General features: G+C 33.9%; 12 protein-coding genes. 2 read left to right on the top strand and 10 right to left on the bottom strand.

The window, feature by feature from the left end; genetic code table 11:
- Positions 1 to 60: 60 nt before the first annotated feature.
- The 5 genes from ACFO3N_RS18690 to ACFO3N_RS18670 form a co-directional block, all read right to left on the bottom strand.
- Positions 61 to 708 (bottom strand): DUF5661 family protein, encoded by a 648-nt coding sequence (locus ACFO3N_RS18690; protein WP_095927612.1) that lies wholly within the window; start codon positions 706 to 708, stop codon positions 61 to 63.
- A gap of 90 nt (positions 709 to 798) precedes the next feature.
- Positions 799 to 963: a DUF1328 domain-containing protein gene (locus ACFO3N_RS18685; protein WP_008463190.1), complete on the bottom strand. Its 165-nt coding sequence runs from the start codon at positions 961 to 963 to the stop codon at positions 799 to 801.
- 80 nt (positions 964 to 1043) lie between these two features.
- Positions 1044 to 2141 carry a DNA topoisomerase IB gene (locus ACFO3N_RS18680; protein ID WP_379800283.1) on the bottom strand — a complete coding sequence of 366 codons (1098 nt, stop codon included), beginning with the start codon at positions 2139 to 2141 and terminating at the stop codon, positions 1044 to 1046.
- A 41-nt stretch (positions 2142 to 2182) separates the two neighbouring features.
- Complete coding sequence (locus ACFO3N_RS18675) at positions 2183 to 2422, bottom strand: DUF7218 family protein (protein ID WP_379800281.1); 240 nt, start codon at positions 2420 to 2422, stop codon at positions 2183 to 2185.
- 240 nt (positions 2423 to 2662) lie between these two features.
- Complete coding sequence (locus ACFO3N_RS18670; protein WP_379800279.1) at positions 2663 to 3520, bottom strand: XAC2610-related protein; 858 nt, start codon at positions 3518 to 3520, stop codon at positions 2663 to 2665.
- Positions 3521 to 3669: 149 nt separating this feature from the next.
- Between ACFO3N_RS18670 and ACFO3N_RS18665 the strand changes: the two genes are divergently transcribed.
- On the top strand, positions 3670 to 4257 hold the full coding sequence (locus ACFO3N_RS18665; protein ID WP_250835757.1) for a DUF4142 domain-containing protein: 588 nt from the start codon (positions 3670 to 3672) through the stop codon (positions 4255 to 4257).
- Between the two features lie 206 nt (positions 4258 to 4463).
- On the opposite strand, the gene ACFO3N_RS18660 is transcribed toward ACFO3N_RS18665, so the two are convergent.
- The 5 genes from ACFO3N_RS18660 to galA all read right to left on the bottom strand — a co-directional run bounded on the left by ACFO3N_RS18660 (position 4464) and on the right by galA (position 11747).
- The gene (locus tag ACFO3N_RS18660; RefSeq protein ID WP_379800277.1) at positions 4464 to 5447 is read right to left on the bottom strand and encodes an aldo/keto reductase; all 984 of its coding nucleotides are present in this window, start codon (positions 5445 to 5447) and stop codon (positions 4464 to 4466) included.
- Positions 5448 to 5731: 284 nt separating this feature from the next.
- Positions 5732 to 6784: an NAD(P)-dependent alcohol dehydrogenase gene (locus tag ACFO3N_RS18655; RefSeq protein ID WP_379800275.1), complete on the bottom strand. Its 1053-nt coding sequence runs from the start codon at positions 6782 to 6784 to the stop codon at positions 5732 to 5734.
- A 208-nt stretch (positions 6785 to 6992) separates the two neighbouring features.
- A complete protein-coding gene (locus ACFO3N_RS18650) occupies positions 6993 to 7400 on the bottom strand; it encodes a cupin domain-containing protein (RefSeq protein ID WP_379800273.1) in 408 nt (135 codons plus the stop codon).
- Between the two features lie 309 nt (positions 7401 to 7709).
- The gene (locus ACFO3N_RS18645) at positions 7710 to 8579 is read right to left on the bottom strand and encodes a helix-turn-helix domain-containing protein (protein ID WP_379800271.1); all 870 of its coding nucleotides are present in this window, start codon (positions 8577 to 8579) and stop codon (positions 7710 to 7712) included.
- A 345-nt stretch (positions 8580 to 8924) separates the two neighbouring features.
- Entirely contained in the window at positions 8925 to 11747 is a 2823-nt protein-coding gene (galA, locus tag ACFO3N_RS18640; RefSeq protein WP_379800269.1) for a beta-galactosidase GalA, read from the bottom strand.
- A gap of 212 nt (positions 11748 to 11959) precedes the next feature.
- Here galA and ACFO3N_RS18635 point away from each other — a divergent pair, with 212 nt between their 5' ends.
- Positions 11960 to 12340, top strand: a complete 381-nt coding sequence (locus ACFO3N_RS18635; protein ID WP_095927623.1) for a hypothetical protein — start codon at positions 11960 to 11962, stop codon at positions 12338 to 12340.
- Positions 12341 to 12444 lie beyond the last annotated feature (104 nt).

Below are 12444 nucleotides of genomic sequence, written 5' to 3'. Positions count from 1 at the left end.
AATAAAAACCGTCTCGTTAAACAACGAGACGGTTTTTTTTTGAGTCTAAAACTTAACTAATTAATCTCCAATAATTTTTAATACTGGAATATCGTCCATTCGGGCTAAACGTTCTGCTAATCCGGCTCTTGCTTCATTAAGCTCTTGTTCAGCTTTCCCTAATTCTATATACCATTTTTCTTTACCTACTGGCGATGACTCTATTTTTCTGATAATTTCATAAATCTCACCCTCTGCCTCCATTACTTTTAGCCTTTTATAATAAGTCAGACTTTCGGTCATGTGTGCAAGCGCAATCATAGCGGTCAAAAACGGATGGTTATTGGTCACATTTACATCTTTTACCCTACCGTGTTCCAACTCTACTTTTAATGCAAAAGCAAATTCTTCCATATTAAAAGCTTCATGTTTGCTTTTCGGATCCAGATAAGCTTTTATTGCATGAACATTATTCATTGTAGAAAGATCAACATCGGTGTGATTCTTATCATTTAAATCTTTGAAAACCACATTTGCAATAGCTCGTGCTTCTGCAGTTGTCGGATCATTTTCAGGATTTTCAAAATCACGTACTGACCAATCCCAATCTTTAGGATGAACAGGTTTTATATACTTTTCGCAAAAATCTGTCACATCATTCTTTAGGCTTACCATTTCATCTTCTCTTTTGATATAAACATCCTGGTAAGCACCGCTTTTTGTTCCCATGACTTGGCTTTTTTTATTGAAACCACAAACGACACATTTACTAAATGAAATGTGTCGTTTTTGATTTGTTTGTATTTACTGATACTTCTTCTATACTCTTGTTGATCTTCCGCTTATTAAAGAAATAACAAAAAGAACTAAAAATATAAAGAATAAAATTTTTGCTATACTAGCAGCTCCAGCGGCAATTCCACCGAAACCAAATATTCCCGCCACTATGGCTAGAATAATAAAAGTGACTGTCCAACGTAACATAATAATAGTTTTTTAGTTAATAATGATTTTGTTTGTACTTCAAACTTTTGAAACTTTTGGGAGAGATGCTCCAACTCTTTTTATTGACATGATGATTCTAGATTGATCTCATAATTCTGAATCAATTCAGAGAATGCACTTTCTGCTTTTGTAAAATATTTTTTCGTGCTTCTGCTTTTTTTAACTTTATCAAAATACTCCTGAATAGAGCCATCTTCATAAGTCGAAATCAAAAGCGGATGAACGTAATAATCTTTGCATACTTTTCTGGTATTTCCGAGCGCTTCGGCTGTCAGATCAAAAGCAGTTATGATATTTTGCTTGATTTCTTTTTCATCTGAGGTCACTCCTATTTCCATTAGGCTTTCAAAGAAAATAATAGAGGCTGCCCAGGTTCTAAAATCTTTCGCACTGAAATATTCACCCGATATATTATGCAGATATTCATTGACCATATGGCTGTCCAGTACTTTTTTCTCTCCATTTTTATCGTAATATTTAAAAACTTCCCAGCCTGGAATTTCTTCGCAACGACTCACCAATTTTATCAATTGTTTGTTTCGGGTCGTAATGGTATGCTGTTTCCCTTTTTTGCCAACAAATTCAAATCGGAGCGAATTCTTATTGATATTAATATGACGTTTTCTAAGCGTCGAAAGTCCGTACGATTTGTTGTCTTTGGCATATTTCTCATTTCCGATTCTAATATGCGTTTCTTCCATTAATCGAATGACCAAAGCAGTTACTTTTTCTTTAGACCATTCTTTCTGTTCCAAATCAAGATCAACTTGCTTTCTAATCGCTGGGAGTTTAGATCCAAATTCAGCAATTTTATAAAACTTGGTCTGATTTCGAATCAAATTCCATTTTGGATGATAACGATATTGTTTTCTATTTTTAAGATCGGTTCCTACGGCTTGTAAATGTCCATTTGTAATATCGGTGATACGAACATTTTCCCAAGCTGGCGGGAGTACCAGACTATTAATGCGTTTAATTTCATGTTTGCTTTTTACATTCTTTCCGTTCTTTTTATAAACGAAATTTTCTCCTTCGCGACAGCGTACAATTGTCAATTGATAATCATTGATGTATTCCAAATCTAGTTTTTCAATTACTAAATGTGGTGCTTTTATCAGCTGATTCATTAAGATTTCTTTTTTGGCTGTGGCGTTCATGATATTGCTATTTTTATCGCATTAATGTTTTGTTTTAAATTTTAGTTATTTCTTAAAGACTCAATCAAGGATTTTTTATTCATATAAGATCTTCCTTTTATGCCAACTTTACTGGCTTGTTTCAGAAGTTCATCTTTTGTCCATTCGTCATAAGGTTTTGCTTTTCCACCTTTCTTCCCCGCATCTGGATTATTGGCAATACGAGCCGATTTTTCTTTGCTGTATCCTTTTTTTACCAATGCTTCATATTGCTCTTCGTTCTTAATTCTTGGATTTGGCATAACTTTAATTTTTAATATTATTTCTAAAAATCTGATAAGTCAAAGTTCTTCAAAAAATAAGATCATTCTGTTATACAATTTTTGCAGGAAATTTCATTTTTGTGGGATGGGAATTGTGAAAGTGGAAATGTAAAATTTTTGTTTTTGTGAAATTTTATTTGTGAAATGTTAGAAGTCAAAAAAAAATCCCAACTCTTTTGGAGTTGGGATTGTATAAGTAAAGAAGTTTAAAATAAGTAGCTAATCACATTTAATTTTCTTATAATCTCCTGTTTTATCGTCATATTCTAAGCAAGTCTTTTTTACTTGAACCATTTTATTGTTAACGACTTTGTATTCGGTTCTTTCAATGCTTCTGCCTGCACAACACTGATTGTGTTCGACTATTCTTTTAGTTTTACTATCAAATTCTAAAGAAGTCCCAGTAAACCCTCCATCAAAATATTTTTCTGTTTTTGGATTGTACAGAAAATAAGTTCTAGAAGTATTTGGTCCCGCATAACTTGTTTCGAAAACGGAAAAATCTTCAAATCCGTCAAAATTATAATCTCCAACATTTAAGCTAAACAATCCCCAAAAATCTCCTCCTACTTCAATTTTCTGAATTAATCTATCGGTCTTTTTTTCGATGATTTTTACTCCCGAAACTCTTTTTTCTTTTGAAATAATTAATTTAAAATACTTCCCTTTTAAAGAAACGGGCTGTAGAATTTCCCTTTCTGTTCCCTCTTCACCATTATTATAATTAAGGTCAAACTCTTTTGTCAAACTAATTTTAAGTTCTTTTCCCGAAATCAAATCTTTCCAAATTCCATTTAATTGATCGCTTTCTGCATTATAATTTTCGAAACTTAATTGGGCCGTTTCTTTATCATTTTTATCTTTTTCAGTAAATATAAGAGTAGTTCCTTTCAACTTAGCGTTTAAAACAATTGGAGTGTCATAATTGGAATAAGCATAAATTGCCGATCCTTGCCCGTCAGAATAAATATCGGTTACAAATTCAATTGGATATTTATCAATGAAACCTTTATAATTGATTTGGGCTGATAAAAAAGCGGTCGCTAAAAGAAATAGGATTGTAATTTTTTGTTTCATGAATAATCTTTTTACTTCTTAATATACAAACATACATTTTCTAATTATAAAAAGAGCATCCAAATCCTATAACAATCTCTCAAAATCCTGTAAGACATTCCTGTATGTTCTTAATAATTTTACATCATAACATTTAAACTATTAAAATCATGAAAAAGTTATTATTAGCCGGAAAAGCCATTTTAGGAGCAGGACTTATTATATTATTCCTTCAATCTTGCAAAAACGAAACTAAACAAGAAGATCCAAAAGAAGTTGCAGAAGATGCAAATGAAGCGAAATTTGATTCTATTGACAGCAAAGAAGATGATTCTGAATTTTTAGTAGATCAAGCTGAAATTAATTTAGCTGAAATCGAAATCGGTAAACTGGCACAAACAAAAAGTACAAACCCTGAAGTGAAAAAATTTGGTAAAATGCTTGTTGATGAGCACACTAAATCGGCTTCTGAAGTGAGTGCTTTAGCAAAGGCGAAAAACTTTACTCTACCAACTTCTCTAACTGAAGAAGGTCAAGAGGAATACAATAAACTAAACGAAAAAACGGGAGTTGATTTCGATAAAAAATTTGCAGACATGATGATTGATGGTCACGAAAAAGCGATTAAAAAACTTCAAGATGCAACAAAAGATGCCGTTGACCAAGATGTAAAAACTTGGGCTTCTAACAATATTGCAGGTTTAACAGCGCATTTAGAGCACGCTAAATTGCTGAAACAAAATCTAGACAAAAAGTAAAAATGAATTAAGACGCTAAGATTCTAAGGTTCTGAGATTCTAAGAATAAAGTATCTAAGAACCTCAAATCTTTGCTAAAAAAACCCCTCAAGAGTTGAATTGCTTGAGGGGTTTGTTTTTTTTTTAGATTCTAAGATGCTAAGTTTCTGAGATTCTAAGTTTTCTGTTAGTTGCTTAGTAACTTAGCATCTTAGAATCTCAGAAACTTACTTTCCAGCTATCTTCTGCAGATGTTCTGGGTATCTTGATCCTTCAATTGTTATTTTTGAAGCTGCATGTTCGATTTCTGCTAGATCTTGGGCTGAGAGCACTAAATCTGTTGCTTCAAGGTTTTCTTCCAAACGATGCAGTTTGGTTGTTCCTGGAATTGGTGCAATCCAAGGTTTTTGAGCCAAAATCCATGCAAGCGCTACTTGTGCGTTTGTTGCTCCTTTATCAGAAGCAATTTTAGATAATAAATCTACCAAAGCTTGATTCACTTTTCGGGCTTCTGGTGTGAAACGCGGAAGTGTATTTCTAAAATCTGTACTATCAAATTGCGTGTTTTCATCAATTTTAGCCGTTAGAAAACCTCTTCCTAGGGGACTAAAAGGCACGAAACCAATTCCTAATTCTTCTAATAGCGGTAAAATTTCTTCTTCTGGAGTTCTCCACCAAAGAGAATACTCACTTTGAAGTGCTGTTACAGGCTGAACCGCATGTGCACGTCGAATACTTTCTACGCCTGCTTCTGAAAGTCCAAAATGTTTTACTTTTCCTTCCTGAATTAAATCCTTTATAGTTCCTGCAACGTCTTCCATAGGAACATTTGGATCAACACGATGTTGGTAATACAAATCGATTACATCTGTGTTTAATCTTTTTAAGGATCCTTCAATGCTTTTTCTAATCCATTCTGGACGGCTGTCTAATCCTTTTTTAGAATCGCCTTCCAAAAAACCAAATTTTGTCGCAATTACAACTTTATCGCGAAAAGGCGATAATGCCTCTCCCAATAACTCTTCGTTCAAAAATGGTCCGTAACATTCTGCCGTATCAAAAAAGGTAATTCCTTTTTCGTAAGCAGAACGCAATAAACTTATCATTTCTTTTTTATCATGAGCTGGCCCGTAGCCAAAACTCATTCCCATGCAGCCCAGTCCCAACGCTGAGACTTCTAAGCCGCTATTTCCTAGTTTACGTGTTTGCATGTTTTTTTTAAAGTTTCTAAGATGCTGAGACGCTAAGGTTCTAAGTTTTTTTCTCTTTAATCCTTTTAATCTCTACTCCTTGTTTTTTACATAATTTCTAAATTAACCAAGATTCTAAGCACTAAAGAGAAAACTTAGTATCTTAGAACCTTAGCAACTTAGTATCTTATAATTTTCTTTACTTTGAGCTAAATCAACATCCTATTTTATCACTTTCTAAATTAGCCAAGATCTAAGCACTAAAGAGAAAACTTAGTATCTTAGAACCTTAGCAACTTAGCATCTTATTTAAGCGACTCCATATCAATTACAAAACGGTATTTAACATCTCCTTTTAGTAATCTTTCGTAGGCATCATTAACATCATTCACACCGATTACTTCTACGTCTGATGTGATATTATGTTCGGCACAGAAATCTAGCATTTCCTGAGTTTCTGCGATTCCTCCTATTAGAGATCCTGAGAAACTTCTTCTTCCTAAAATCAAGCTGAAAGAAGTTACAGGAAGCGGATCCATTGGCGCTCCAACTAAAGTTAAGGTTCCGTCTACTTTCAATAAATTTAAATACGAATCGATACTGTGTTCAGCAGAAACGCAATCTAAAATGAAGTTTAAACTTCTGGCGTGTGCTTCCATTTGAGCTTCATCTGTAGACAATACAACCTCATCTGCTCCAAGGCGTTTTGCATCTTCCGTTTTAGATAAAGATGTAGTAAAAACAACTACATGAGCCCCCATAGCTTTTGCTATTTTGATTCCCATATGGCCAAGACCGCCAATACCTACAATTCCAACTTTTTGACCAGGACCAACTTTCCAGTGTTTTAAAGGCGAATAAGTTGTAATTCCTGCACACAATAATGGTGCAACAGCAGAAAGTTCTAGTTTATCTGAAATATGCAGTACAAAGCTCTCATCCACTACAATACTTTGAGAGTAACCTCCATAAGTTTGTCCTCCTAAGTGTTTGTCAGGCGAATTAAATGTTTGAATATTTCCTTCATCACAAAATTGCTCTAAATCATTTTTACAGTGTTCGCATTCTCTGCAAGAATCAACCAAACATCCCACTCCTGCCAAATCACCAACTTTAAAACCTTTTACGTGATCTCCAACTTTTGTTACACGACCAACAATTTCATGTCCAGGAACAATCGGATAAATTGTGCCATGCCATTCATTTCTAGCTGAGTGTAAATCTGAATGACAGATTCCGCAATACAAAATTTCGATTTCTACGTCGTGTGCCTGTACTGCTCTTCTTTTAATATCTAGGGTCTTTAACGGTGCTTCGGCAGCTTCGGTACCAAAGGCTTTAATGTTTTTTGTTTCCATAATTTATTTGTTGTTTTTTGTTTCAAGTTCTAAAACTGTTAAAAAAAGGCATAGAGAATCTACCAAATCATATTGATTTACAAATAGTTATATAAATTTCGATTATTTTTACCTAATCAAAAAATATAATCTGTTATAAATCAGTAAAATCTGCGCAAAACTTAGAATCTCAGAATCTTAGAATCTTAGAACCTTAGCATCTTAGAATCTAGCATCTTTCAAAAGAATAATATTCTTCATCAGTAACGCTGTCCAGCCAAGTTCCATGACCTTTATCTATTTCTGTTACAATGGTAATATGAGAATATTTTGTCGTTGGTGTTGCTCCGTACCAATGCTCAATTCCAGGTAAAACCGTAATTACTTTGCCTTTTTCGATAAGATTAATTTGTCCGCCTCTTTCTTGGTAATAGCCAACTCCATCTGTTACAATGATCAACTGCAGACTAGCGTTACTGTGCCAATTACTTCTTGCTCCGGGTTCAAAAGAAATATCTTTGATAACAGTATTTTCAGGATGAATTTCGCTTGTCTGCTTTTTATATGACACTTCGCCTGTCATATAAGTATTTGGAATTTTACCTTCTTCGGTTACGGCAGTGAAATGTGTCGACATAATTTCGTTGTTTTTAGGTTAATAATTAATTTTTAAATTCTTATAAGCTTATTTGAATGAAATAATCAGTACATCGAATCTCTTGATAGAAGGAGATTTTGATTTTAATTAATACTTTAAAAAAAATTATATTTTTCTATTATCAAAATTTAAAACTAAATGCAAAGCGGAGCATGCTTTTGTGAAGTGTTATTTAGTCATTAAAAAAACTGATACAAAGATTCGTTGTTTATTTCAGGGCAAATGTAGTGCAATACTACAATGCCGAAATAACAATATTCAAACAAAAAATTAAGAAATTGAAACAATTTACATTCGAAGCGATTTCGGAACCGTTCCTGTAAGTCTTTTAAAATAATTATTGAAATAACTCGGATATTCAAATCCAAGCGAATAACCAATATCCGAAATACTCCAATCTGTGTGCTGCAATAAAGCTTTTGCTTCGTTAATGACTCTTTCTGTAATGTGTGCAGTAGTTGGTTTCCCCGTAACTTCTTTTACAGAACGATTTAAATGATTTACATGAACAGAAAGGCTCTGCGCGTAATCTTGAGGAGTTTTTAAAGCTAACGGCTGATCTTTGGTTTCTATTGGAAATTGTCTTTCTAATAATTCTAAAAACAAAGAAGTAATTCTCGAAGAAGCATTTTTATGTTTAAAGAAGTTCTCTGAAGGCTGCATTTTCATTGATTCATGAATAATCAAATTGACATAACTGCGCATTAGATCGTCTTTGAAAGCATAATCGGTTTCGTACTCTTCAATCATCTTTTGGAATAAGGAATCGATAAAAACCTTTTGTTCAGTAGTTAAAGTAAAAATTGGAGTTCCTCCTATTTTAAACAAAGGCGATTCCTGAAGGGTTTCAGAACGGTCTTTGGTTTTAAAAAATTCTTCGGTAAAAACGCAGGCATAACCTTCGAATTTCTCAGAAATAGTTTCCCAAGAATATGGAATAATAGGATTACCAAAAAACAGAATCGTTCCGTCGGTTTCTATTCCGCGGTCGGCGTATTGTATGATACTTTTACTAGTATTAATACAGATTTTATAAAAGTCTCTTCGGCTGTAAACGGGAACTTTGCTGAAATCTCCATTTATAGGATAAACTTTAAAACCTTTCATCTTCAAATCTGAAGTGAAATCGCAATTCTGTGTTTCTGTTTGATTATTCATTTTGCAAAGTTATGAAAATCAAACAATATTTTTTGTTTCATGTTTAAAGTTTAAAGTTTCAGGTTTTTGAAATTAACCGCGAAGAGCGCTAAGATTTACGCAAGGTTCGCTAAGTTTTTTTTAGCTTTATGAAAGAATCTCGCAAAGTCGCAGAGTCGCAAAGTTTTTTCAATTTATGTCTTCCTGAGCGAAGTCGAAGGACACACAAGTAGCTCCGAATAGGATTTAACATGCGCATATCCTTCGACTTCGCTCAGGAGGACAAATCTGAATCTACATTTAGCTAAAGCTAAACATACTTTGCGAACTTTGCGTAATTCTTAGCGTGCCTTGCGGTTAAAAAAACTACTTCACCACAATCAAACCATTCTTTAACTCTTTCCCAGAAGCAGATAAAACCACTTCTTTCGCATTTTCATCTTTCTGGATGATGATTTGCGCATAACCATTAAAAAGCTTTCTTTTCCAAGATTCTGCTGGTGTAATTACTTGAATAATTCCTGGATCTGTATTCATAACATCCCAGTCTTTTACTTTTTGTAAAGGCGTTGCTGCAATGTGAATGGTGTTTTTTCCTTCTTTTAAAATAGCCGAATTCAAAACATATTTTTGAGAATCATCTTTACTAGGTTCAACTTTATTTCCGTTGATGAAAACCACTGTTTCAACTCCTATTTTTTTGTAAAAGAAACTCACAACATTCGAAGCGGAGTTGTTTTTCAAATCAAATTCTCCTTTATAAATATAAGATGGCGCTTGCTTTTTGTAATCGCGGTCTTTAAAAGCTTCTGTCCACTCTTTTTCTGAATAATTAGGCAATTTCTGAGGCAGAGAGGCAGTTGTTGCTTTTTGCTCCATAAAATTACTTATAGCAACCAAAGCGATATCATCAATAAATTGATCGCTTTCTAATGAAGTTGGATCTCCGTTTCCTACTCCTAAAATTTTACCGCCTTTGATCGAAAACATAATTTCATCATTTGCTGTCGGAATGTGCAAGCCCTTTTTATCTGTAGTTTCAACCGTTAAAACAGAAACATTTCCTTTCAATACATTTTCTTTATCCAAAGAAAGCTTGATATTTTCTGCTCTTCCAGTAGTTTTCTGAACATCAGAAAGTACTTTTTTTCCGTTTTTATAACCAACCGCTTCCAAAGTTCCTGGAGTATACTTTACTTTCCATTCTAAATGGCTGTTTTGCTCCATTTTCTTTTTACCTAAGCTCTTTTTGTTAAGGAAAAGCTCTACCTCATCACAATTGGAATACGCCCAAACATCAATTTCTTTGCCTTCCATTCCACTCCAATTCCAATGTGGCAATACATGCAAAACGGGTTCTTTTCCCCACCAAGATTTCAAATAGAAAACATTGTCTTTCGGGAAACCGCAAACATCCATCATTCCGAAATAAGATGTTACAGACGGCCAACCATAAGGCGTTGGCTCTCCGCGGTAATCAAAACCTGTCCAGATAAACATTCCTGCGAGATAAGGTCGTTCAGCATAAAACTTCCAGCCTTCTTCTATACTATAAAAAGTTGGTCGAGGCTTTTTATCATATGCACTTTTATAATGTTTGGCATCGTCTGTAAAATAAATTCCACGCGTTGCAAAAGTCGAACCTTCCTCTGTTCCCATTCCTGGCTGTTGCTTAAACTGATTTCTATGCGCATCAATATCTCCATTTCCGAGATAATTATATCCCATAATTTCTACAACAGAAGAGATTCCGCTTTTAAATCCGCTGCTGATTCCTACTGTTACAGGTCTTGTTGGATCGATACTTTTACTAAAATCCTGCATGATATTGGTAATTCTTTCACCCGTGATTCCGCCCTCAATCTGCCACTCTTCATTTCCAACTGACCAGCAGAAAATACTCGGATGATTTCGGTCACGCTCCATCATTCGCTGTAAATCATTCAAATGATACTCATTGATTCCCATTAAACGAGTTTCGTCAATAACCAGCATTCCTAATTTATCGCAAGCATCCAGCAATTCAGGCGTTGGCGGATGATGTGAACAGCGATAAGCATTCGAACCCATTGCTTTCAGTTTTGCAATTCTATAATACTGAATTTCATCTGGAAGTGCTGTTCCAATTCCCGCGTGATCCTGATGATTGTTTGTTCCTTTCAGTTTTACCTGTTTTCCGTTAAGGAAAAAACCATTTTCTGGATTAAATTCAATCGTTCTAATTCCAAAAGAGGTTTTATAGCTGTCAATTACTTCTCCATCCTTTTTTATTTCAGTAATTAACTGATATAAATTAGGCGAATCAATATCCCACAAAAGCGGATTTTTGACATTCAATTTTGATGAATAAGCATTTGTTTTATAAAACTCTGGAGCTGTAACATTTTCAGATTTTGTAGCAACCTGTATTCCAGAAGCGTCCAAAATAATTTGATTTATTTCTACATTTCCTTTAAAATGACCTTTGTTTTCCAATTTAACTTCTGCAGTAATTAAAGCATTATCCTTTGAAATTTCTGATGTAACATAAGTTCCGTTTTGCTTCACATGCAGTGGATTTGTTTTCTGAAGATAAACATGTCTATAAATTCCGGCACCTTCATAAAACCAGCCTTCTTCCATCGAAGCATCGACACGCACTACAATTGTATTTTCGCCTCCATAATTAACATAAGCCGACACATCATATTCAAAACCATTATAACCGCTTTCTTCGGTTCCTAAATAAAATCCGTTGAAAAAGACTTTTGAATTTCTAAAAACGCCATCAAATTTTAGAGAAATAATTTTCCCTAAATCTTCATTCGGAATATTTATCTTTTTTCTATACCAGCCAATACTTTTCTCTGGGAAATTTTTGCCTGCTGATTTGAATCCGTGACTGAAACTTGCGGTTTCACTAAAAGGCTGTTCAACTGCCCAGTCATGCGGCAAATCCAATTTTCTCCAAGCGCGATCATCAAACCCAGAAGCCGCTGGTCCATCACCAAAGCCCGTTTTGGTTAAATACGAAAAATAGCCTTCGGCGTGACCGAAATCTTTTTTGGTATCGTATTGATGGCCAAATGAAAAGCTCCAATCTTTATCGATTAAAATAAGTGCTCTCCCCGATTTATTTTGAGCCAATAAATGGAATGAACATACAAGAAAAAAACAGAGAATTGTTTTTTGAACAAAAGTGGTTTTCATAAGTTTGGTTTGTTAGTAAAATCAGATAGCGATAAAAATAAAGTTTTTAGAGAAGAAACATTAATAGTATTTTATCAAAATATGATAACTCATTCATAACAAATGTTTCTAGAAAGGCTTTCAAAATTTAGAATGAATCTAATGGCTTCAGATTCAAAAATTATTTTCTTTTAATGTAATTTTATATTGAAATCTTAAAAAGCAATTCTACTATGAGTACTATTATGAATGAAAATAGACTCCAAACGACTTTCAAAAACCTTGATCATAAGATTAACAAACTTAATGATCAGAAGATTGTGGCTTTTTTTGAATCTTTAGGATTATTAGAAAGAAAAGACGTTCCGAAGGACTTTTTGAACTGGGAAAATATATTAATTGTGGTTCCCAATCGACATGTTTCTCACGAACTGAAATACTATAAATATACCATTTCAAGAATTTCATTCTTAACAAATCCTTACGCAGATCAAATTCACATTTTTGATCTCAAAGATTGGAAAAGCGCATCGGGAAACAAAACGCAGTTTCAGATAAGAGAAATGCTGAAAACGAGTTTTGGAGGTGTAAAAAAAGTGATTAAAGAGTCTTAGAAATTAAAAGCCCAATATATTATCGATTGGGCTTTTTTGTTTTTAACCGCAAAGAGCGCTAAGGTTTACGCTAAGCACGCTAAGAATTTAAAAACTTTGCGAAC

The sequence above is a fragment of the Flavobacterium chungangensis genome (assembly GCF_042654045.1).
Classification (GTDB): Bacteria; Bacteroidota; Bacteroidia; order Flavobacteriales; family Flavobacteriaceae; genus Flavobacterium; species Flavobacterium chungangensis.
This window is presented reverse-complemented; position numbering and strand designations above follow the sequence as displayed.

What these genes read in the sequence shown, in the direction of transcription:
- ACFO3N_RS18690 (WP_095927612.1), bottom strand. Translation starts at nt 708, where the DNA reads ATGGGAACAAAAAGCGGTGCTTACCAGGATGTTTATATCAAAAGAGAA.
- ACFO3N_RS18685 (WP_008463190.1), bottom strand. Translation starts at nt 963, where the DNA reads ATGTTACGTTGGACAGTCACTTTTATTATTCTAGCCATAGTGGCGGGA.
- ACFO3N_RS18680 (WP_379800283.1), bottom strand. Translation starts at nt 2,141, where the DNA reads ATGAACGCCACAGCCAAAAAAGAAATCTTAATGAATCAGCTGATAAAA.
- ACFO3N_RS18675 (WP_379800281.1), bottom strand. Translation starts at nt 2,422, where the DNA reads ATGCCAAATCCAAGAATTAAGAACGAAGAGCAATATGAAGCATTGGTA.
- ACFO3N_RS18670 (WP_379800279.1), bottom strand. Translation starts at nt 3,520, where the DNA reads ATGAAACAAAAAATTACAATCCTATTTCTTTTAGCGACCGCTTTTTTA.
- ACFO3N_RS18665 (WP_250835757.1), top strand. Translation starts at nt 3,670, where the DNA reads ATGAAAAAGTTATTATTAGCCGGAAAAGCCATTTTAGGAGCAGGACTT.
- ACFO3N_RS18660 (WP_379800277.1), bottom strand. Translation starts at nt 5,447, where the DNA reads ATGCAAACACGTAAACTAGGAAATAGCGGCTTAGAAGTCTCAGCGTTG.
- ACFO3N_RS18655 (WP_379800275.1), bottom strand. Translation starts at nt 6,784, where the DNA reads ATGGAAACAAAAAACATTAAAGCCTTTGGTACCGAAGCTGCCGAAGCA.
- ACFO3N_RS18650 (WP_379800273.1), bottom strand. Translation starts at nt 7,400, where the DNA reads ATGTCGACACATTTCACTGCCGTAACCGAAGAAGGTAAAATTCCAAAT.
- ACFO3N_RS18645 (WP_379800271.1), bottom strand. Translation starts at nt 8,579, where the DNA reads ATGAATAATCAAACAGAAACACAGAATTGCGATTTCACTTCAGATTTG.
- galA (WP_379800269.1), bottom strand. Translation starts at nt 11,747, where the DNA reads ATGAAAACCACTTTTGTTCAAAAAACAATTCTCTGTTTTTTTCTTGTA.
- ACFO3N_RS18635 (WP_095927623.1), top strand. Translation starts at nt 11,960, where the DNA reads ATGAGTACTATTATGAATGAAAATAGACTCCAAACGACTTTCAAAAAC.